The sequence below is a fragment of the Rhodanobacter sp. LX-99 genome (genome assembly GCF_018599185.1).
Taxonomy (GTDB): domain Bacteria; phylum Pseudomonadota; class Gammaproteobacteria; order Xanthomonadales; family Rhodanobacteraceae; genus Rhodanobacter.
Map to the genome: position 1 here is coordinate 1,361,638 of NZ_JAHFVL010000001.1, position 20,013 is coordinate 1,381,650.

Below are 20,013 nucleotides of genomic sequence, written 5' to 3' on the forward strand. Positions count from 1 at the left end.
CGGCAAATTGACAAGCCGCGGCCGCACCGGAAGACTGTCGCCGGCGGCGCGACCTGCGCTGCCGGTTCATGACGCCGCGTCGATGGCGCGGCGCCATCGCTGCCGAGGGGTGCTGCAGCGGACGCCGTCCGCCACGCTCGGTACGCGAATCCGTTCAAGGGCGCCCTTTCCGCTATTGGAGGTGTCGCCATGCCCATTCGCCCCGCCACTCGCCGGCTCGCCCTCGCCACGTCCGCCGACCATCCGTCGATCCAGCCCGACGACGCGCACCTGGCGGCTTCGCTGGAGCGCCTCGGCCTGCCGCCGGTGGTCTGTGTATGGAACGACCCGGCAGTGGACTGGTCGGCGTTCGACGGCGTGCTGATCCGCACCATCTGGGACTACTTCAAGCACCACGCGGCGTTCCTCGACTGGCTGGACCGGCTCGATGCGCTGGGCATTCCCACCATCAACGACAGCGCGCTGCTGCGCTGGAACAGCGACAAGCGCTATCTGCTCGAACTCGCGCAGCATGGCGTGGCGGTCATTCCCACCCGGCTGGCCAGTACAGCCGCGCTGCCCGGCGTGCTGGCGGCGATGACGGGACAAGCGGTGGTGATCAAGCCGAGCATCAGCGGCGGCGCCTGGCACACGCTGCGCGGCACGGCCGGCGACGCGGCGTTCGCCGCCGCGGTGGCGCAGTTGCCGCGCGAGTACGACTACCTGGTGCAGCCGTTCGTGCCGGAAGTGGCCAGCGACGGCGAATGGTCGCTGCTTTATTTCGCCGGCGAATTCAGCCATGCGGTGATCAAGCGCCCGGCCGCGGGCGACTACCGCGTGCAGGGCGAGTACGGCGGCAGCGCCGAGCCGGCGCAACCCGACGCCGCCACCCTGGCCGCGGCCGACCGTGCGCTGGCCGCGGTGGCCGCGATCGGCCATGCCGACCACGCCTACGTGCGCGTCGACGGCGTGGTCAGCGGCGGGCATTTCCTGGTGATGGAGCTGGAGCTGATCGAGCCGTTCCTGCACCTGGCCGCGCACCCGGCCGCGGCCGAACGACTGGCGCGGGACGTGGCCGCCCGCCTGCTGCCGGCTGCGCTGACGGACGCCCCTTGAGCACGTCGAGCCCGCACGCTCCCGCCGGGTCGCCCGCGCGCTGGCTGCGCCTGCTGTCGTGGATCGGATCGCTGGCGGCGTTCGGGCTGGCGCTGTGGCTGTTGCATCGCTACGTCACCCATCTCGCCTGGCGCGACGTGGCCACGGCTTGGTCGCAGTTGCCGGGTTGGCGTATCGCGGGTTCGGCCGGCGCGGCGCTGCTCAGCCTGACGATGCTGGCGATGTTCGACGTGCTGGCGGCACGCACCGTGGCGCGCGAGCGCATTCCGGCGAAGCTGGCCGCGTTCGCCGGCGCGGTCACCCAGGGCATCTCGAACACGCTGGGCTTCCATGCGATCACCGGCACCGCGCTGCGCTATCGCATCTACGCCACGGCCGGACTCGGTGCCAGCGACATCGCGCGCATCGTGGCGCTGGCCGGGTTCGGTGTGGGGCTGGGTTTCACCGTGGTGATCACCGGCGCGCTGTGCTGGCAGCCGGCGATCACCCAGGGCTGGGGCCGCTGGCCCGGCATGGCGCTGTTGCTGCTGCTGGTCGCCCTGGTGGTCTGGCTCGCCCGTCCGCGCACGCTCGCGCTGGGGCGCTGGACCCTGGCGCTGCCGAGCGCGCGCATCGCCGCCACGCAGATGCTGGTCGGCGGGGTGGAGATGCTGGCCGCGCTCGGCGCGCTGTACACGCTGCTGCCGGCGGCGTCCGCGCCGCCGTTCGTGGATTTCCTGCCGATCTACGTGGGCGCCGTGCTGGCTGGCATCGTCAGCCATTCGCCGGGCGGGCTGGGCGTGTTCGAGACGATCATGCTGGCGTCGTTTCCGCCTGCGGCGCGCGCCGACCTGCTCGCCGCGATCCTGTGCTACCGGCTGACCTACACCGCGCTGCCGTTCGTGCTGGCCAGCGCCGCGCTGGCGGTGTTCGAGTGGCGCGGGCGCCGACGTCGCTGAGCCCGGTTCGGCGCGGCGCATCCCGCTCGCTAGAATGGCCCGGTCCCCACTGGCCCGGCCACGCGCTTGTCCTCCGCTCCACGCAAGATTCTCCACGTCGACATGGACGCGTTCTACGCGTCGGTGGAGCAGCGCGACGACCCCTCGCTGCGCGGCAAGCCGGTGGCGGTGGCCTGGCGCGGCGCGCGTTCGGTGGTGTGCGCGGCCAGCTACGAGGCGCGCGTGTTCGGCGTGCGTTCGGCGATGCCGGCGATCCGCGCCGAGCGGCTGTGCCCGCAGCTGATCTTCGTGCCGCCGGACTTCGCGCGCTACAAGGCGGTGTCGCGGCAGGTGCGCGAAATCTTCGCGCGGCATACCGATCTGATCGAGCCGCTGTCGCTGGACGAGGCCTACCTCGACGTCACCGAAACAAAAACCGGCCTGCCCTCGGCCACCGCCACCGCCGAGGCGATCCGTGCGGCGATCCGCGAGGAGACGCAGCTCACCGCGTCGGCCGGCGTGGCGCCGAACAAGTTCCTCGCCAAGATCGCCTCGGATTTCCGCAAGCCCGACGGCCTGTACGTGGTGCGCCCGCACCAGGTCGAGGCGTTCCTCACCCCGTTGCCGGTCGGCCGCCTGCCCGGCGTGGGCAAGGTGATGGAGGCGAAGCTGGCCGCGCTCGGCATCGCCACCGTGGGCGAGCTGCGCGCGTTCGCGCAGGCGGAACTGGAGCAGCGCTTCGGCCGCTGGGGCCGGCGCCTGCACGAACTGGCGCACGGCATCGACGAACATCCGGTGCAGCCGGAGCGCCTCACCCTGCAGGTTTCCGCCGAGGACACGTTCGAGCACGACCTGCGGCTCGACGAACTCGAGCCGCACATCCGCCGGCTCGCCGAAAAGGCCTGGGCCGGCCACCAGCGCGAGCACGGGCGCGTGGCACGCACCGTCGTGCTGAAACTGAAGACCGCGGACTTCCACACGCTGACGCGCAGCCTCACCCCGCCGCAACGGCCGCTGTCGGCGAACGAACTGGCCGAGATCGCCTGCGCCCTGCGCGAACGGGTCGAGCGCCCCGCCGACAGCCGCTACCGCCTGGTCGGCGTGGGCCTGGCCGGCTTCGTCGACCAGGACAGCTACCAGGCGCAGACGGACCTGTTCGACTGACCGCGGCGTGGCGCGTCACGCCTGGCGGTCGCGGCCGAAGCGCGGCAGGTTCCAGTGGTAGCGCAGCGACAGGAAGCGCAGCCCGAAGCAGGCCAGGATCGGCAGCCAGGTTGCCCATGCGGCCGGCCAATGCAGGCGCTCGCCGATCACCGTCAGCACGGCGCCGACGAACGCGGCCAGCGCATAGATCTCCTTCTGCAGCACGACCGACACGCGCGCCAGCAGCACGTCGCGCGCCATGCCGCCGCCGATCGCGGTGACCATGCCCAGCAGGATCGCCACCTCCGCGTTGTGGCCGAACGCCAGCGCCTTGTGCGCGCCGTACACCGCGAACAGACCCAGCCCCATCGCGTCGAACAGGCGCACCGGATAAGTCAGCCGCTCCACCCACGGATAGGCCCCGATGGTGAGCAGCGCGGCGACGACCGCGGTGAGCAGGTAGCGCCAGTCGGACAGACCCGCCGGCGGGATCGCGCCGATGCACAGGTCGCGCGCAATGCCGCCGCCGCAGGCAGTGATGAAGGCGATCGCCAGGATGCCGAACAGGTCGAGGTTGCAGCGCCGCGCCGCGGTCGCGCCGCTGATCGCGAAAGCGAACGTGCCGGCCAGATCCACCAGGTTGAACAGCAGTTGCTCATTCATGCGGCCGGTTCGTTCGCGGGCATGCCGACGATGCGGCGATGCCCGCCATTGAACCAGTTTTTGAGCCTGCTCAATACCTCCACACGGCCCGCGCCGCGCGAAGGCATTGAACAGGCCCTCAGCCCAGCTTGCGCGAGATCGCGAAGAACGCCAGGTTGCCCAGGCCGGTGGCGCCGGCCAGCACGGCGACCAGACCGGGCGTGACGTCCTGCCAGCCGAACCACTGGATCAGGCCGAAGCCGAGCGCCAGCGAGACCAGCACGATGCCCCAGCGCAGCGAGGAATGGCGGCGGCGCAGTTCCTCGTCGCGCAGCACGGAGTTGACCAGTTCCTCCGAGCCGCCGGCGTTGACCATCTGGCGGCGCACCCTCGCGTCCACCACGACCTTGATGGCGTAGGCGATGCAGACGAACAGGCTGATCGGGATCAGGATTTCGAAATTCATGACGGCTTTCCTTGTGGCGGGTACGGGATGGTGGACCTTCGAGACCTTGGATACGGGCAGCCCGCGAACGGTTGCGACAAAGTGCTTGCAACCGTTTCCCGCCTGAGCGTATCCCTGGTGCCATGGACGACACCCGCAGCAGCCCCGACCGCGAGCTGGTCGACGCCGTGCTGGCCAACCGGCCGGGCGCGTTCGAACGCCTCGTGCGCGAGTACCAGGGGTTGTGCTGGCACATCATCCAGCGCATGGTGCGCAACCCGGAGGACGCGCGCGAGCTGTGCCAGGACACCTTCCTGCGCGTGCACCAGTGCCTGCACCAGTACCGTCACGAGAGCGCGCTGAAATCGTGGATCGGGCGCGTGGCGTACACCATCGCCTTGCGCCACCTGCAGCACAAGCGCATCCCGCTGGTCGACAACGGCGGCACCGACGATGACTACGCCCTGGTGGAGAGCATCGGCGACGGCTTCGATCTGGAGGCGGCCTGCGCGAATGAGGAAGCGGCGCGGCACCCGCACGCCGCGATCGAGCAGTTGCCGCCGTTGCAGCGCACGCTGCTGACGTTGTATTACCTCGAAGAGACGACCATCCCGGAGATCGCGCGGATCACCGGCCTGGCCAGCGGCACCATCAAGAGCCACTTGTTCCGCTCACGTCTGCGCCTGCGCGGCGCACTCGAGGCGCGAACCGGAGTTGCAGCATGAGCATCCAGCACATCGACGATCACATCCCGCCTTTTGGCGATGCCGCGCAAGAGCGCGAATGGCTGGCGCAGGAGAACGCCATGCGGCGCGAGCGTCTGCAGCTCGACCCCGCCGGCGACGACGCGCGCAGCCGGCGCTACCGCCTGCTCGCACGGGCTTTGCGCGAACCGTTGCCCGATGCGTTGCCGGCGGACTTCGCGCGACAGCTGGCCGCGCAGGTTGCCGCCCGCCCGGATCGGCGAGCGGCGTCCGGTACGCGTCTCGAATTCGCGCTGATGCTGGCGCTGGCAACCGTGCTGGCCGTAGCCGCGGGTATGGTGGTGGCGATCTACGGCGACGCGTGGCTGCCGTCGTTCGCCACGCTCCTGCCGACCCCGCACGCACCGGCCACCCGCTGGCTGCTGGCGCTGGCCAGCTGCCTCGGCGCGTCGTGGCTGCTGGGGTTATGGCAGCGGCATGCGCGTGCGCAAGAGGGCTGAGCGGCCGCGGTTACCACTCCAGCACCGAATCCAGCCCGCGATGCAGGCCGACCAGGCCGGACACCTTGCGGATCGCCAGCAACGCACCATCCACGTAAGGCTTCGCGCTGCTGCCGGCGTTGTGGCGCAGGCTCAGCGTCTGGTCCGGCATGCCGAAGACCGCCTCGGCGCCGATCACGAAGCCGGGCAGGCGCAGCGCATGCACCTGGCTGCCGGCCAGCGTGCCGCCGCGCGTCTCGCGCATGCCGACGGTCCGCTCCAGCGGCACTTCCAACTGCGGCTGGCGCACCCGGCCCATGCGCCCGGCCAGCTCGCGCACGGTGCCGCTGGGCGCGTCCGGCTTGCCCGCGCTGGCGTAGTCGATGATCTCCCATTGCGGGATGAGCTTCGCCGCCATCTCGGCGAACTTGATCAGCAGCACCGCGGTCAATGCAAAGTTGCCGCAGGCCAGCACGCCGCGCTGGCGCTCGCGCGCGACCGCGTCGATCTGCGCGTAATCCTCGTCGGTGAGGCCCGACGTGCCCACCACCACGTGCGCACCATGCGCCAGCGCGGCGAGGATGTTCGCCTTGGCGGTGTCGGGATGGGTGTACTCGACGAACACGTCGCAGGGCAGCGTCAGTGCCTCGGCGGCGCTGGCGAAGATCGGCACCGCCAGCCGCCGCTCGCCCAGCACATCGCCCAGCTGCTGTCCGGCATGCCGGCGCGCCACAGCCGCGACCAGTGCGAGGTCGGCGGCGGCGGCGATGCAGCGCGCCAGCTCGGAACCGGCCCAACCGGTGGCACCGGCAAGACATAGCTTCAGTGACATATCCACCTCGTCGCAGTTGGCGCCCCGGTTTGAACCACGGCGTTCACCGATACTTTCCGGGCTTGCCTGGACAAAAGCCCGGATCGCTCCGGGCTTTTGTCCATGGCGACCGCCTCGCTTACTTCTTCTTCGGCATGTACAGGTCGGTGATCGTGCCTTCGTACACTTCCGCCGCCATGCCGACCGATTCGCCCAGGGTCGGATGCGGGTGGATGGTGAGTGCGATGTCGGCTGCCTCGCTGCCCATCTCGATCGCCAGTGCCAGCTCGGAGATCAGGTCGCCGGCGTTCACCCCGACGATGCCGGCGCCGACGATGCGGTGGGTTTCCTCGTCGAAGATCAGCTTGGTGAAACCTTCGGTGCGGTCGATGCCGATCGCGCGGCCGCTGGCGGCCCACGGGAACTTGCCCACGCCGACCTTCAGGCCTTTCTCCTTCGCCTCGCGTTCGCTCACGCCGACCCAGGCCACTTCCGGGTTGGTGAACGCCACCGACGGAATCACCCGCGCGTCGAAATGGCTCTTCAGGCCAGCCACCGCCTCGGCCGCCACATGCGCCTCGTGGGTGGCCTTGTGCGCCAGCATCGGCTGGCCGACCAGGTCGCCGATCGCGAAAATGTGCGGCACGTTGGTGCGCATCTGCGAGTCGACGTTGATGAAGCCGCGCTCGGTGACGGCAACGCCAGCCTTGTCGGCGCCGACCTTGCCGCCGTTCGGCGAGCGGCCCACCGACACCAGCACGCGGTCGAACAGCGTGGTCGCGGGGATGCTGTCGCCTTCGTAGCTGACCTCGATGCCTTTCTTCGTCGCCTTCGCCTCGACCACCTTGGTCTTCAGGTGCACGCCCTTGAGCCTGCCGCCCAGTCGCTTGGCCAGCGGCCGGATCAGGTCGGCGTCGGCGCCGGGGATGAGCTGGTCCATGAACTCGACCACGGTGACTTCGCTGCCCAGCGCGGCATACACGGTGGCCATTTCCAGGCCGATGATGCCGCCGCCGACGACCAGCAGTTTCTTCGGCACGTCCTTCATTTCCAGCGCGCCGGTGGAGTCCATGATGCGCTCGTCGTCCCACGGGAACGACGGCAGCTTCACCGACTGCGAGCCGGCGGCGATGATCGCGTACTCGAAGCGGATCAGCTTCGCGCCGTCTTTCGTCTGGACTTCCATTTCGTTGGGCGACACGAACATGCCGGTGCCTTCGAGCGTGCGCACCTTGCGCTGCCTGGCCATGCCGGCGAGGCCGCCGGTGAGCTGGCCGACCACCTTGCCCTTGAAGCCGCGCAGCTTGTCGATGTCGATCGCAGGCTTGCCGAAACTGACGCCGTGCGCGGCCATCGCCGCGGCTTCGTCGATCACCGCCGCGGCGTGCAGCAGCGCCTTGGACGGGATGCAGCCCACGTTGAGGCAGACGCCGCCGAGACTGGCGTAGCGTTCCACCAGCACGGTGTCGACGCCGAGATCGGCGGCGCGGAACGCGGCGGTGTAGCCGCCGGGACCGGAGCCGAGCACGACCAGCTTGCATTCGATGTCGGCCTTGCGGCCGCTGCCAGCCGCCGCTCGCGGCGCTTTCCCCTCTCCCTGCGGGAGAGGGTGCCCCGAAGGGGCGGGTGAGGGTTCGGTCGGAGCCGAAGACCTCGCTTCGCCCGTACCCTCACCCCCAGCCCCTCTCTCCTGCAAGGGGACTTCCTGACGGTCGCCGATCGGAGAGGGGGGCGAAGCACCAGTCACTTCCAGCACGGCGATCACCGCACCTTCGGAAACCTCGTCGCCGACTTTCAATTTCAATTCCTTGATCACGCCGGCGGCGCTGGAGGGAATCTCCATGGTCGCCTTGTCCGACTCCAGCGTGATCAGGCTCTGTTCCTTCGCCACCGTGTCGCCGGCTTTCACCAGCACTTCGATCACCGGCACGTTGTCGTGGCCGCCGATGTCGGGAACCTTGATCTCGATCGTGTTCGCCATCGTCATCGCCTCCGTCAGAGCAGCAGCCGGCGGATGTCGCCGAGCTGGTTGGCGAGGAAGCTGGCGAAGCGCGCGGCGAGCGCGCCGTCGATTACCCGGTGGTCATAGCTGAGCGACAAGGGAAGCACCAGCCGCGGCGCGAATTCCCTGCCGTTCCACACCGGCTTGGTCACCGACTTGGAGACGCCGAGGATGGCCACTTCCGGCGCGTTGACGATCGGCGTGAAGTAGGTGCCGCCGATGCCGCCGAGCGAGCTGATCGAGAAGCAGCCGCCGGACATCTCGGCCGGGCCGAGCTTCTTGTCGCGCGCCTTCTTCGAGATTTCGGCCAGGTCGCGCGCCAGGTCGAGCAGGCCCTTCTTGTCGCAGTCGCGGATCACCGGCACCACCAGGCCGTCGGGCGTGTCCACCGCGATGCCGATGTGGAAGTACTTCTTCAGGATCAGCTTCTCGCCCGACTCGTCGAGCGAGGCGTTGAACTGCGGGAACTGCTTCAGCGCGGCCACCACCGCCTTGATCTGGAACACCAGTGGGCTGATCTTCAGGTCCTTGTTCTCGGCGCCGAGCTGCTTGCGGAACGCCTCCATCTCGGTGATGTCGGCGTCCTCGTGCTGGGTGACGTGCGGGATCATCGCCCAGTTGCGCGCCAGGTTCGCGCCGGAGATCTTCTGGATGCGCGACAGCGGCTTTTCCTCGATCTCGCCGAACTTGGCGAAGTCGACCTTCGGCCACGGCAGCAGGTTCAACCCGCCGACCGAGGCCGACGCGCCGGCCACCGGGCGGGCGCCGGAAGCGAGCGCGTGCTTGACGTAGGCGCTGACGTCCTCGCGCTGGATGCGGCCGCCGCGGCCGCTGCCCTTGACCTGCTGGATGTCCACGCCCAGCTCGCGCGCGAAGGCGCGCACCGCCGGGCTCGCGTACGGCGCGTCGCCGGGCATCACGATGCGCGCATCCATCGGCGGACGCACCTGCGGCGGCACGTCGCCCTCGGGCGCGTTGCCCGGCTGCACGCCCTGGCCGGCGATCGGCATGGGCTTCGGCTCGGCGGGTGCGGGGACTACGGATGTGGCGGGGGCGGGAACTGCTGGCTTCACCGCTTCGGGCGCACCCTCACCCCTGCCCTCTCCCGCCGCGGGAGAGGGGGACGTGGAGACGGCTGCGCCGTCGGCTTCTATAACGGCGATCACCGCGCCTTCGGAAACCTCGTCGCCGACTTTCAGCTTCACTTCCTTCACCGTGCCGGCGAACGGCGCGGGCACTTCCATGGTCGCCTTGTCCGATTCCAGCGTGATCAGGCTCTGCTCTTTCTCCACCCGGTCGCCGGCCTTGACCAGCACTTCGATGACGGGAACGTCTGCGTGGCCGATATCGGGAACGCGGGCTTCTTTGAGGTCGGCCATGATGACTCCTGCTGGCGATGGCGTGCCGCTCGGGGATGGCGGCCGCGTACAAGACCTCAATCATAACGAAGGCACGCCCGATCCGTATGCCCGGATCGGGTGATTACGCCGATTTCCCGGCCACCATGCGCGAGCGTATGCATGACCTTGAGCGCACGCGCAGCCCTGATCCATGCCTTAGGCTGATCCGCAGGCTCAGGCCGCGCGGGCGGCGCCGGAAGACACCCATGCTGACGATACGCGACCTGTCGAAAACCTACGCCAACGGCGTGCGAGCGCTGCGCGGTGTGTCGCTGGACATTCCCAACGGCATGTTCGGCCTGCTCGGCCCGAACGGCGCGGGCAAGTCGTCGCTGATGCGCACCATCGCCACGCTGCAGGATCCGGACGCAGGCACGATCAAGCTGGACGAGATGGACCTGCTCGCCGACAAGCAGGCCACCCGCCGCCTGCTCGGCTACCTGCCGCAGGAGTTCGGCGTGTATCCGAAGGTCTCGGCCGAGGCGATGCTGGAGCACTTCGCCGTGCTCAAGGGCGTCACCCTGAAGGGCGAACGGCGCGAGCTGGTCGAGTCGCTGCTGCGCCAGGTGAACCTGTGGGACGTGCGCAAGCGCAAGCTGGGCACCTACTCCGGCGGCATGCGCCAGCGCTTCGGCATCGCGCAGGCGCTGATCGGCGACCCGCGCCTGGTGATCGTGGACGAACCCACCGCGGGTCTCGATCCGGAAGAGCGCAACCGCTTCCTCAACCTGCTGGCCGAAATCGGCGAGCGCGTGGTGGTGATCCTGTCCACGCACATCGTGGAGGACGTCACCGACCTGTGTTCGCGCATGGCGATCATCGGCCAGGGCCAGGTGCTGCTCAGCGGCGAACCGGCCGAGGCGATCCGTTCGCTGGATGGCCGCGTGTGGCGGCGCACGATCGACAAGGCTGCACTGGACGGCTACCGCGCCCGCATGAACATCCTGTCCACCCGCCTCGCCGGCGGCCGCACCCTGCTGCACGTGCTGGCCGACGCGCTGCCGGAAGAAGGTTTCGAACCCGTCGTGCCCGACCTGGAAGACGTCTACTTCGGCCGCCTGCGCGCGCAGGCGACGGTGCAAGCCGCCTGACCGCGCCGGCAAGGACGACCGATGTTTTCCGAAATCCTCCACTTCGAACTGCGCCAGCAACTGAAGGCGCCGCTGTTCTGGATCATCGCCGCGGTGTTCGCTGCGCTGGCCTTCGCGTTCGCCAGCACCGACGCGGTGATCGTCGGCGGCGCCAGCGGCAACGTGCTGCGCAACGCGCCGCTGGTGATCGTGCGGCTGCTCGACAACCTCGCGCCGCTGTGCCTGCTGCTGGCGGCCGCCTTCGTGGCCGGCGCGGCCCTGCGCGACTTCGACCATGGCACCGCCGAACTGATGTTCGCCACGCCGGTGCGCAAGCGCGCCTATCTCGGCGGGCGCTTCGCGGCGGGTTACCTGGTGATGGTGGCGATCATGCTGCTGTGCGCGCTGGGGCTGGCGGCGGGCGGCAGCATGCCGTGGATCGAGGCGGCGCGGCTGGGGCCGCCGGACTGGCGCGGCTACGCCTGGGCGTTCGGCGTGATGCTGCTGCCGAACCTGCTGTTCATCGCGGCATTGCTGTTCCTGCTCGCCACCGCCACCCGCTCGCTGCTGGCCACGCTGATCGGCGTGATCGCCTTCATCGTGTTGCTCTCGGTGGCCAAGCTGCTGACCCAGGACGTCAACCACCACGCACTGGCCGCGATCCTCGACCCATTCGGCAACCGCACCCTGCAGATCGTCACTCGCTACTGGTCGGCGGACCAGCTCAACCGGCAGTTGCCGGCGCTGGACGGCCTGCTGCTGTTCAACCGGCTGCTGTGGACCGGCATCGCGGTAGGGCTTGCCGGCGCCGCGTTCGCGCTGTTCCGCGCCGACCGCGAGGGCCTGCAGTGGCACCGGCGCACGCGGCGCGCAGAGCCGCCGATCCTGCGCCCCGCCGTCGGCGCCGCCACGCCGGCGCTGCCGGCGGCGCGGCTGGCGGTCGACGGGCGCGCGCAATGGGTCCAGCTGCGCCACCTGCTGGTGTTCGACACCTGGAGCGTGCTGCGCGGCGTGCCGTTCCTGGTGATGCTGGTGTTCGGCCTGGTCAACCTCGCCTTCAGCCTGGCGCTGTCCGGGCGCATCTACGGCACCGCCACCTGGCCGGTGACGCACAGCGTGCTGGAGATGTCGCAGGGCGCCCTGCAGTGGCTGCTGTACATCATCGTGATGTTCTACGCCGGCGAACTGGTCTGGCGCGAACGCATGCAGCGCAGCGCCGAGGTCAGCGACGCGTTCCCGCTGCGGGACTGGGTGCCGCTGGCGGCGAAGCTGGGCGCCTTGCTGGCGGTGATCGTGGCGTTCCTCGCCTGCGGCGCGGCGTTCGGCATCGGCTGGCAGCTGGCCCACGGCTACACGCACATCGAGCCGGGCCTGTACCTGGGCACGTTGGCATTGCAGGCGATTCCGTTCGCGCTGCTGGCGGTGCTGGCGCTGTTCCTGCAGGTGATGTCCAACAACCGCTTCCTCGGCTATCTGCTGACCGTGCTGTGGTTCGTCTGCCAGATCGCCTTCCCGCTGCTGCACTGGGACCACAACCTCTACAACTACGCCGCCGCGCCCTCCACGCCGTATTCGGACCTCAACGGCTTCGGCCATTTCCTCAAGGCCGCGCTGTGGTTCGACTTCTACTGGGCGAGCTGCGCCGTCGCCCTGCTGGTGCTGGCGGCGCTGTTCTGGGTGCGCGGCACCGGGCAGTCGTGGCGCGAGCGGTGGCGCGAGGCACGCGCGCGGTTCCGCGGACCGTCGCGTATCGCGCTGGGGCTGGCGCTGCTGGCCTTCGCGGGCAGCGGCCTCTGGATCTACTACAACACCAACGTGCTCAACCACTATCGCAGCGGCACCGCGGAAAAATGGGAGCGCGCCGACTACGAGAAGCGGTACGCGAAATACCTCGACGCACCGCAGCCGCGCATCACCTCGGTACGCACCGAGGTGGACATCCACCCCTACCGGCGCCGGCTGGAGATCCGCGGCCACTACAAGCTGGTCAACAGGACCATGGCGCCGATCGACACGCTGTACGTGAACTTCGACACCGACTTCACGGTGAATTCGCTGGACTTCGCGCCGCGCGACACGGTGAGCGACGACAAGCGCCTCGGCTTCGCCATCTACAAATTGCGGACGCCGCTGGCGCCGGGCGCGTCGATGCCGTTCGACTTCGACATCGCCTATGCGCCGAAGGGTTTCACCAACGAACCCGACGGCAAGTTCCTCGCCCACAACGGCACGTTCTTCAACAGCGGCGTGCTGCCGCAGTTCGGCTACCAGCCGCAGAACCAGCTCGTCGACCGCAACGACCGCCGCAAGTACGGCCTGCCGCTGGACGTGCCGCGCATGCCTCCGCTGGGCGACCAGAAGGCGCGCGCCAACACCTACATCAGCAACGACGCCGACTGGATCGACTTCGATACCACGGTCTCCACCGCCACCGACCAGATCGCGCTGGCGCCCGGCGTGCTGCAGAAGGAGTGGATCGCCGGCGGTCGGCATTATTTCCACTACACCACGCTTCATGACGGCGGACAGCACCCGATGCTGAATTTCGCTGCGTGGATGTCGGCGCGCTGGGCGGTGAAACGCGTGGACGACCACGGCACCACCATCGCCGTGTACTACAACCCTGCCCACGCCTGGAACGTGGACCGCATGATCGAAGGCGCGCGGGACGCGCTGGCGTACTACGACACGCATTACACGCCCTACCAGTTCCGCCAGCTGCGCATCGCCGAAGTGCCCAACTACTACGGCTTCGCGCAGTCCTTCCCCAACACCATCGCGTTTTCCGAGGCGCTGGGCTTCATCGCCGACCTGCGCGACAAGAGCCGGATCGACTATCCCTACTACGTCACCGCGCACGAAGTGGCGCACCAGTGGTGGGCGCATCGGGTGGTCGGCGCGAACATGCAGGGCTCGACCATGCTCAGCGAATCGCTGGCGCAGTACTCCGCGCTGATGGTGATGAAGCAGAAGTATGGCGCCGACCAGATGCACAAGTTCCTGAAGTACGAACTGGACGGCTATCTGGCGGGGCGTGCCACCGAGAAGCTGGCCGAGGAACCGCTGGCGAAGGTCGAGAACCAGCAGTACATCCATTACAAGAAAGGTTCGCTGGTGTTCTACGCGCTGCAGGACTACGTCGGCGAAGGCGTGCTGGACGCGGTGCTGAAGCAGTTCCTGATCGACAAGGGTTTCCAGCAGCCGCCGTACACCACCTCGCGGGAATTCATGGGCGCGCTGGGCAAGGCGCTCGACCCGAAGTGGCAGCCGTTGCTGGACGATTTCTTCTGGAAGATCACCCTGTTCGACAACCGCCTCACCGATGCCACCGCGAAGAAGCTGCCGAACGGCAAGTACGAAGTGACCCTGCAGGTGCACGCCGGCAAGGTTCACGTCGACGGCACCGGCAAGGAAACCGCGGCGAAGCCGGACATCCCGATCGAAGTCGGCGTGTTCGCCGCTCCGCCGGGCAACGGCGAGGACGGCAAGCCGCTGTACCTGGAAAAGCGCCTGCTGCCCGACGGCGACAGTACGATCACCGTGACCGTCGACGGCAAGCCCGCACTGGCCGGCATCGATCCCTACAACGAGCTGATCGACAAGGTGTCCAGCGACAACCGCCGCACGGTGACGATGCCGTAGGCTCAGTCGGCTTTCGGTACGCACTGCACCAGGGTGACTTCGTGCGGCACCACGGGGACGCTGATCTGCTGCGCGTCGATCTTCTGCTTGATCGCGCGCAGCAGGTCGGTCTGCGCACCCCAGGTGTCGCCGCTGCGGGTCCAGCCGCGCAGCACCAGGTTGACCGTCTGCCCGGCCAGGCCTTCGATCCACACGCCGGGGACCGGTTCTTTCAGGATGCGCGGGTCCGACGCCATCAATTGCATGATCGTGGCCATCACCTGATCGGCATCGTCGCGGTAGGCGATGCCGAGCTTCAGCTCGAAGCGCCGCGTGCCCAGCCGGTTGAAGTTGATGATGGCATCGCTGCCGATCTTCGCGTTCGGCAGGATCGCCTCGCGGTTGTCCGGCAGGATCAGCTGGGTGTGCATCAGGTTGAGGCTCTGCACGGTGCCCTCGGTGCCGCCGGCGTTGACGTAGTCGCCGACGCGGAACGGACGGAACACCACCAGCAGCACGCCCCACGCCAGGTTGCTGAGCGAGCCCTGCAGGGCCAGGCCGATCGCCAGCCCGGCGGTGCCGAGCGCGGCGACCATGGGCGCCGACGGCACGCCCAGCACGCCCAGCGCGGTGACCACCAGCAGGGCGATCAGCACGCCATAGATCAGGTTGCGCAGGAAGCCGCTGAGCGTGGAATCGAAATTGGCCCGGCCCAGCGCGGCCTGCGCGAAATTGGCCAGGCGGCGCGCCACCCACATGCCGACCAGCAGCACCAGCAGGGCGCCGATCAGATGCAGCCCGACCTGCACGGCCTGATCGGTATAGGCGGAAACATCGACTGCGGCCACCGCCGCCGGCCTGCCGGAATGGTCGAGCATGGCTTCGCCTCACGAAGAAAAATCGAGGGCCAGCCTAACAGCGTGGACGGCAAGAGTTCACCGTCGCACGTTCAACGGATTCAGAAAGCGGCGACCTTGTCCCTGGGGCGCGCATCGACGGCCTGGGCCCGCCCGCCATCAGTCACGGAGCGAGGATTCGTGCAGCCGCCGACGCAGATGCCGTAGCGAGACGGTCTCCCAGGCCGCCACCAGTACCAGCATCGAACTGCTGGCCAGTCCGAGCACAAACACACTCGGCGGCTGCTGGACGAGGACAGCGGCAAGCACCGCCAGCAGGCCCAGGCCGACCAGGTGCGACAGCGGCAGGTGGGTGTCGTTCACGGTCTTCTTGAACCACGCATTGCCGGTCAGGTACAGCATCGGGCCGCCCAGCAGCACCGCGCCGCTGATCGCGCCGACGCGCTGCTGCGCATCGCGCAGGGTCAGTTCGTCGGCCACCGCGCCGACGATGATGCCGGCGACAATCAGCAGGTGCAGGTAGGTATAGGCGGCCCGCGCGGTGCGGCCCGGATCGGCCGCATGCCGGATCGCGCGGCTGCCGCGCTCGGCACCGAGATCGAAGTAGATCCACCACATCGCCACGCTGCCGACAAAGGCGCTGACAAACGCCAGCACGGCCTGCGGCTGCCAAGCGGTGGCGGCAAAACTCGACCCGGTGACCAGCACCGACTCGCCCAGTGCGATGATCACGAACAGGCTGCAGCGTTCGGCCAGATGGCCGCCGTCGATATCCCAGTCCGCCGTGCTCGACCGGCCCAGGCCGGGCACCGCGAAGGCCAGCGCCGGGCCGATGTATTCCAGCGCCAGTGCAGCAACCCACAGCAGCACGCGTTCCTTTCCGTCCAGCCACCCGCCGAGCAGCCACAGCGCACCGGAAACCGCCAGCCACACTGCGATGCGCTGGAAATTGCGGGTATTCGCCGGCGCGTCGTCGCCCAGCGCCCACAGCACGAACAGCGTGCGCCCCACCTGCATGAATACGTACGCGCCGGCAAACAGCAACCCGCGTTCGCCGAACGCCTCGGGCAGCGCCATCGACAGCAGCAATCCGGCCAGCATCAGCGCCAACAACAGCAGGCGTACCAGCGGGCGTTCCGGATCCAGCCAGTTGGTGACCCAACTGGTAAATACCCATACCCACCACACCGCCAGGAACAGCAACAGCACCTGCAGCGCGCCGACGACGTTCAGCCCGTGCAGCAGCGTGTGCGACAGCTGGGTCACCGCGTAGACGAACACCAGATCGAAGAACAGTTCGATATTGGTGACCTTGACAGCGCCGGCCGTCCGCGAACGCAGCAGGCTGCGTCGCGCCGGGCGAGCGGGATCGGCGGACGGGGAAGTGCTCACGAGACGGCCTCCGGCAATGTCCGGCCTTTATCGCACGATGACCCGGACGCCGCCACGCGGGCGATTCACAGCCGGCGGTCCTCGATCTCGCTGACCCGGCCGTCGACGATCGTCACCACGGTGACGTGATCGCCGCGGCGGTAGCGCCATTGCTCGCCACCCTGGTGGTTGTCCACCACGCGAACGCCACCGCGGCGATTGCCGTGGCTGCGCGACTTGTGCGCGTGCGATTTCGAGGTGGGCTTGCCCAGCAGCTCGACCACCCGCTCGCGGCTGTCGCCGGCGGTGAGTACCTGGCTGCCGACGCGCAAGGTGCTGGACGCCTGCACGGCGGCACTGAACGCGAACAATGCGATGGCGAGACGAATGTGCATGACCTGCTCCCTGGTCTGGTTGGAATGATCTGGTTGGAATGGTCTGGTTGAAATTCCGAACCCCGCCAGTCATCCCGCGCTTCAGAAACCGGCACCCGGCTGGGCCAGGTAAAGCGTCTCTTCCGGCGTACTGGGACGACCGAGCGTGGCGTTGCGATGAGGGAAGCGGCCGAAGCGCGCGATCACCTCACGGTGGCGGCGAGCATAGTCCAGAAATTCCTCGAACTGTTTGCGCTGTTCCATCGGCACTTGCGCGCACAGCGCCTCGAACAATTCCACCGAACGCCGCTGCAGCGCGCCGTCCTCGGCGTGTTCCAGCGGCAGGTAGGCGAACACGCGCTGCACGGCGGGAAGTTGCCGGTCATCACCACGGGCCAGACCCGACAAGGCCACGCGTTGCGCGCGGGCGTCCGCGGCCCAGGCGCGCGGATCGTTGCGGTACAGGTTGCGCGGAAACTGGTCGAGCACGATCAACAACGCGAGCCAACCCGGCGGCGTACCCGCCCAATCGTCCAGCCGGCCCTCGGCAGCCGCCTCGACGGCTGCGCCGAAGCGCTCGCGAATCTGCGCATCGAACGCGGCATCAGCGGCGAACCAGTGGGCGGCGCCTGCTTCGGCAAACCAGAAATCGAGGACGTCCTGTGCGCTCGCGGGCATCACCACTCCGTTCAATAGCGCGCGGTACCGGCCAGACTATGCATGTCCAGGTGGATGCCGCGCAAACGCGGCAATTGCCGGCGCAGCACTAACGCCGACTCGGCGGGGGCCGTGGCAATGGCCTGCTCGAAGCGATGCAGCAACGCGCTCTCGCCATGCGCCAGCGCGCGGATCCACGCATGGTCGCGGCGCGCGACGGTACGTATCAGCCAGCCGGTGAGATGCCGATGCACGGTGCCGCGCCAGCTGCCGTGTTCGCACGGCTCGCCGCCGCGGTCGCGCAGCTGCGCCTGCAGCTCGGCGATCAGCAGGTCCAGCGTATGCACGTTGTCGTTCAGCACCATGCGCAAGCCCGGTTCGCACGCCGTCGCGGCATGACGATAGAGCTGGCGCAGGTCGATGCTGCGCCGGATCAGGGCGTTGCAGGTGGATACGGGCAGGTGCCGCGGCATGGCCGCCTCCGGGCGGGTCGATCGGTGCGCCATCCTCGCCCTGCCCCACTTAGCGGGAGATTAACCCCGCGCGAGGCGCCATCCGGCAGTCAGCTGGCGGCCAGTCTCGTTCACTGCCCAACCTGCAGCAGGTTCAGCGGCTGCCCGTTGCTGCCGCGCACGCCCTGCTGCAACGCGGCGAGTTGCTGGATCGACGGGCACAGCGCCTCGATCTGCGGACGCAAGGCCTGCAGGCGCAACTGCAGGCGTGGCTGCAATGCGGTGGCGAGGTCGGCGGCACGGTCGCGCAGGCTGGCGGCAGCCTGCAGGTCGCCGGCCAGTGCCGCATTGATCGCCTGCTGGCCGAGGTCGGCCGCCAGCAGCGGCAGCAGGTCGCCGGCGATCTGGTTCATCGCCTGGTTGGCGGCGTCGCCCTGCCAGTCGTGCGTGCTCTGGCTGACCGAGATGCGCCGCTTCAGCTCGGCCGCATGCGCGTCCAGCCGACGGTTGAATTCGGCACGGGTATCGGCACCCAAGCCCATGCCGCCGGCCTCCTCGCGCAGCGCCTGCGCGGCGATGTCCACGCCGTTGCGTGCCACCGTGCGCACCCGCGGCGCCAGCGCGCGCAGGTCGCGTTCGAACAGGGCCAGCCGGTCCTCGTCTTCCGCATTCAACTTCACCGCGACGCCGTCGGTGCGCAGCGCGCCCTGCTGCAGCTCGACGTGGAATGGCGCGGGCGCCGGCCGATCGAACAGCAGGCTGCCGGGTTTCAGGGTGACGTCATAGCTGCTGCTGGCGTGGCAGGTCGTCGCCAGATCCTGGGCGTGCAGCCACGGCGCGGCGAGTGGCAGGACGAACAGGAGCAGCAATCGCGGCAGGAGCATGGAGATTCCCGGAAGATGGACTCGCCCAGCGATAGCCGACGTTGCCGCAACCGCCGCTGAACTGCCCGCTCAGCGAGGGCGCGGACGGAACTGCGCGCGCACCGCCGGCCGGCCGAGCTGCCAGGCCAGCCACAGCAGCAACGGGATCGCGGCGGCCTTGAGCGCCAGGCCGACCTGCCAGGTGCGTTCGGCCCGCGCGATCATCCACAGCGCGACCTCGCCCAGCTGCGGCTGCGCCAGTGCATGCTGCCTGGCGGTATCGAAGTCGCCCCATTGCTGCAGCATCAGCACGCCGCTGGCCAAAGCCCACACGGCCAGCAGCACCGCCAGCAGCTGCATCGCCGGCCGTGCCCACGCCTGGCGCAGGATGCAACCGGCGCACGCCACGATGACCAGCAAGGCAGCAGCCAGGTACACGTACTCGGCATGCCGCAGGTACTGCACGAAACCCATCGCGGCGAACAGCAGCAGCACCCACGGGCCGACCGCCCACGCCGAGAAGCGCCGCGCCGGCGCGGGGTCGGTGCGCACCGCCAGCGGCATCAGGGCGCCGCCTTCAACGTGGCGAGATCGCTCAGCACCTGGGCCGAGTTCTTTTCCGGATCGACGTCCACGTAGACCTTCGCGACCTTACCCTGCGGGTCGATCAGGAAGGTGGTGCGCTTGGCGTAGTGCATGCCCATGCGCGAGGTCAGCACGCCATAGCTGGTCGCGACGCTGCGCTCCGAGTCGGCCAGCAGCGGGAACGGCACACGGTATTTTTCGGCGAATTCGGCGTGCGACTTGACGTCGTCCAGGCTCACCCCGACCACCTCGGCACCGGCCTTGCGCAGCTTCGCGATGTCGTCGCGGAACGTGCAGACCTCGGTGGTGCAGCCGGGGGTGAAATCCTTCGGGTAGAAATACAGCACCAGCCAGTGGCCGTGGAAATCGGCCGGTGTGCGCCAGTGGCCGTTCTGGTCCTGCAGGCGGAAGTTCGGGGCGGTCTCGCCCACTTGCGGGGTGGCGGCAAACGCCGGGACGATCAGGGCACACAGCAGGGTCAACACGAGCAAGCAGGAAAGGCGACGCATGACGGGATCTCCAGTG

The 20,013-nt window shown here is 68.7% G+C and carries 20 protein-coding genes and 1 riboswitch; of the genes, 7 read left to right on the forward strand and 13 right to left on the reverse strand.

Going from position 1 to position 20,013, the window contains the following annotated elements:
• Positions 1-98: 98 nt before the first annotated feature.
• A riboswitch (S-adenosyl-L-homocysteine riboswitch) is annotated at positions 99-173 on the forward strand.
• 16 nt (positions 174-189) lie between these two features.
• The 3 genes from KK131_RS06480 (at position 190) to dinB (ending at position 3,176) form a co-directional block, all read left to right on the forward strand.
• Positions 190-1,095 (forward strand): hypothetical protein, encoded by a 906-nt coding sequence (locus tag KK131_RS06480; RefSeq protein WP_214555856.1) that lies wholly within the window; start codon positions 190-192, stop codon positions 1,093-1,095.
• Positions 1,092-2,033: a YbhN family protein gene (locus tag KK131_RS06485; RefSeq protein WP_214555857.1), complete on the forward strand. Its 942-nt coding sequence runs from the start codon at positions 1,092-1,094 to the stop codon at positions 2,031-2,033. The genes KK131_RS06480 and KK131_RS06485 overlap by 4 nt, the downstream gene beginning before the upstream one ends.
• A 66-nt stretch (positions 2,034-2,099) precedes the next feature.
• A complete protein-coding gene (gene dinB / locus KK131_RS06490) occupies positions 2,100-3,176 on the forward strand; it encodes a DNA polymerase IV (protein WP_214555858.1) in 1,077 nt (358 codons plus the stop codon).
• A 15-nt stretch (positions 3,177-3,191) separates the two neighbouring features.
• Here the strand turns inward: dinB and KK131_RS06495 are convergent, their stop codons facing one another.
• Complete coding sequence (locus KK131_RS06495) at positions 3,192-3,818, reverse strand: trimeric intracellular cation channel family protein (protein WP_214555859.1); 627 nt, start codon at positions 3,816-3,818, stop codon at positions 3,192-3,194.
• 118 nt (positions 3,819-3,936) lie between these two features.
• The gene (locus KK131_RS06500) at positions 3,937-4,263 is read right to left on the reverse strand and encodes a DUF6249 domain-containing protein (RefSeq protein ID WP_214555860.1); all 327 of its coding nucleotides are present in this window, start codon (positions 4,261-4,263) and stop codon (positions 3,937-3,939) included.
• A 122-nt stretch (positions 4,264-4,385) separates the two neighbouring features.
• On the opposite strand from KK131_RS06500, the gene KK131_RS06505 reads away from it, so the two are divergent.
• Positions 4,386-4,967 carry a sigma-70 family RNA polymerase sigma factor gene (locus KK131_RS06505; protein WP_214555861.1) on the forward strand — a complete coding sequence of 194 codons (582 nt, stop codon included), beginning with the start codon at positions 4,386-4,388 and terminating at the stop codon, positions 4,965-4,967.
• Complete coding sequence (locus tag KK131_RS06510; RefSeq protein WP_214555862.1) at positions 4,964-5,446, forward strand: hypothetical protein; 483 nt, start codon at positions 4,964-4,966, stop codon at positions 5,444-5,446. Before KK131_RS06505 ends, KK131_RS06510 begins: the two co-directional genes overlap by 4 nt.
• Positions 5,447-5,456: 10 nt before the next feature.
• Here KK131_RS06510 and dapB read toward each other — a convergent pair whose 3' ends face one another.
• The 3 genes from dapB to aceF all read right to left on the reverse strand — a co-directional run bounded on the left by dapB (position 5,457) and on the right by aceF (position 9,677).
• Positions 5,457-6,257: a 4-hydroxy-tetrahydrodipicolinate reductase gene (gene dapB / locus KK131_RS06515; protein WP_214555863.1), complete on the reverse strand. Its 801-nt coding sequence runs from the start codon at positions 6,255-6,257 to the stop codon at positions 5,457-5,459.
• Between the two features lie 118 nt (positions 6,258-6,375).
• Complete coding sequence (lpdA, locus tag KK131_RS06520; RefSeq protein WP_214555864.1) at positions 6,376-8,217, reverse strand: dihydrolipoyl dehydrogenase; 1,842 nt, start codon at positions 8,215-8,217, stop codon at positions 6,376-6,378.
• Positions 8,218-8,231: 14 nt separating this feature from the next.
• Entirely contained in the window at positions 8,232-9,677 is a 1,446-nt protein-coding gene (gene aceF / locus KK131_RS06525) for a dihydrolipoyllysine-residue acetyltransferase (protein WP_284731446.1), read from the reverse strand.
• A gap of 167 nt (positions 9,678-9,844) precedes the next feature.
• Between aceF and KK131_RS06530 the strand changes: the two genes are divergently transcribed.
• Positions 9,845-10,729 carry an ABC transporter ATP-binding protein gene (locus KK131_RS06530; RefSeq protein ID WP_214555866.1) on the forward strand — a complete coding sequence of 295 codons (885 nt, stop codon included), beginning with the start codon at positions 9,845-9,847 and terminating at the stop codon, positions 10,727-10,729.
• A gap of 21 nt (positions 10,730-10,750) precedes the next feature.
• Positions 10,751-14,350, forward strand: a complete 3,600-nt coding sequence (locus tag KK131_RS06535; RefSeq protein ID WP_214555867.1) for a M1 family aminopeptidase — start codon at positions 10,751-10,753, stop codon at positions 14,348-14,350.
• A 2-nt stretch (positions 14,351-14,352) separates the two neighbouring features.
• On the opposite strand, the gene KK131_RS06540 is transcribed toward KK131_RS06535, so the two are convergent.
• The 8 genes from KK131_RS06540 to KK131_RS06575 all read right to left on the reverse strand — a co-directional run bounded on the left by KK131_RS06540 (position 14,353) and on the right by KK131_RS06575 (position 19,997).
• Entirely contained in the window at positions 14,353-15,207 is an 855-nt protein-coding gene (locus tag KK131_RS06540; protein WP_214555868.1) for a mechanosensitive ion channel domain-containing protein, read from the reverse strand.
• Positions 15,208-15,345: 138 nt separating this feature from the next.
• A complete protein-coding gene (locus KK131_RS06545) occupies positions 15,346-16,578 on the reverse strand; it encodes a low temperature requirement protein A (RefSeq protein ID WP_345777207.1) in 1,233 nt (410 codons plus the stop codon).
• Between the two features lie 65 nt (positions 16,579-16,643).
• Positions 16,644-16,952 (reverse strand): DUF2845 domain-containing protein, encoded by a 309-nt coding sequence (locus KK131_RS06550; RefSeq protein ID WP_214555869.1) that lies wholly within the window; start codon positions 16,950-16,952, stop codon positions 16,644-16,646.
• Between the two features lie 81 nt (positions 16,953-17,033).
• Positions 17,034-17,609, reverse strand: coding sequence for a DUF924 family protein (locus tag KK131_RS06555; protein WP_214555870.1), 576 nt, complete (start codon positions 17,607-17,609; stop codon positions 17,034-17,036).
• Between the two features lie 11 nt (positions 17,610-17,620).
• Positions 17,621-18,061, reverse strand: a complete 441-nt coding sequence (locus KK131_RS06560; protein WP_214555871.1) for a DUF2383 domain-containing protein — start codon at positions 18,059-18,061, stop codon at positions 17,621-17,623.
• Between the two features lie 110 nt (positions 18,062-18,171).
• Positions 18,172-18,924, reverse strand: a complete 753-nt coding sequence (locus KK131_RS06565) for a DUF2884 family protein (protein WP_214555872.1) — start codon at positions 18,922-18,924, stop codon at positions 18,172-18,174.
• Between the two features lie 69 nt (positions 18,925-18,993).
• Positions 18,994-19,467 carry a hypothetical protein gene (locus tag KK131_RS06570; RefSeq protein WP_214555873.1) on the reverse strand — a complete coding sequence of 158 codons (474 nt, stop codon included), beginning with the start codon at positions 19,465-19,467 and terminating at the stop codon, positions 18,994-18,996.
• On the reverse strand, positions 19,467-19,997 hold the full coding sequence (locus KK131_RS06575; RefSeq protein ID WP_214555874.1) for a peroxiredoxin: 531 nt from the start codon (positions 19,995-19,997) through the stop codon (positions 19,467-19,469). The genes KK131_RS06570 and KK131_RS06575 overlap by 1 nt, the downstream gene beginning before the upstream one ends.
• Positions 19,998-20,013 lie beyond the last annotated feature (16 nt).

Excerpts from the sequence above, each read along its gene's own strand:
- KK131_RS06480 (WP_214555856.1), top strand. The coding sequence starts at position 190 with ATGCCCATTCGCCCCGCCACTCGCCGGCTCGCCCTCGCCACGTCCGCC.
- KK131_RS06495 (WP_214555859.1), bottom strand. The coding sequence starts at position 3,818 with ATGAATGAGCAACTGCTGTTCAACCTGGTGGATCTGGCCGGCACGTTC.
- KK131_RS06500 (WP_214555860.1), bottom strand. The coding sequence starts at position 4,263 with ATGAATTTCGAAATCCTGATCCCGATCAGCCTGTTCGTCTGCATCGCC.
- KK131_RS06505 (WP_214555861.1), top strand. The coding sequence starts at position 4,386 with ATGGACGACACCCGCAGCAGCCCCGACCGCGAGCTGGTCGACGCCGTG.
- KK131_RS06510 (WP_214555862.1), top strand. The coding sequence starts at position 4,964 with ATGAGCATCCAGCACATCGACGATCACATCCCGCCTTTTGGCGATGCC.
- dapB (WP_214555863.1), bottom strand. The coding sequence starts at position 6,257 with ATGTCACTGAAGCTATGTCTTGCCGGTGCCACCGGTTGGGCCGGTTCC.
- lpdA (WP_214555864.1), bottom strand. The coding sequence starts at position 8,217 with ATGGCGAACACGATCGAGATCAAGGTTCCCGACATCGGCGGCCACGAC.
- KK131_RS06530 (WP_214555866.1), top strand. The coding sequence starts at position 9,845 with ATGCTGACGATACGCGACCTGTCGAAAACCTACGCCAACGGCGTGCGA.
- KK131_RS06535 (WP_214555867.1), top strand. The coding sequence starts at position 10,751 with ATGTTTTCCGAAATCCTCCACTTCGAACTGCGCCAGCAACTGAAGGCG.
- KK131_RS06540 (WP_214555868.1), bottom strand. The coding sequence starts at position 15,207 with ATGCTCGACCATTCCGGCAGGCCGGCGGCGGTGGCCGCAGTCGATGTT.
- KK131_RS06550 (WP_214555869.1), bottom strand. The coding sequence starts at position 16,952 with ATGCACATTCGTCTCGCCATCGCATTGTTCGCGTTCAGTGCCGCCGTG.
- KK131_RS06555 (WP_214555870.1), bottom strand. The coding sequence starts at position 17,609 with ATGCCCGCGAGCGCACAGGACGTCCTCGATTTCTGGTTTGCCGAAGCA.
- KK131_RS06560 (WP_214555871.1), bottom strand. The coding sequence starts at position 18,061 with ATGCCGCGGCACCTGCCCGTATCCACCTGCAACGCCCTGATCCGGCGC.
- KK131_RS06565 (WP_214555872.1), bottom strand. The coding sequence starts at position 18,924 with ATGCTCCTGCCGCGATTGCTGCTCCTGTTCGTCCTGCCACTCGCCGCG.
- KK131_RS06570 (WP_214555873.1), bottom strand. The coding sequence starts at position 19,467 with ATGCCGCTGGCGGTGCGCACCGACCCCGCGCCGGCGCGGCGCTTCTCG.
- KK131_RS06575 (WP_214555874.1), bottom strand. The coding sequence starts at position 19,997 with ATGCGTCGCCTTTCCTGCTTGCTCGTGTTGACCCTGCTGTGTGCCCTG.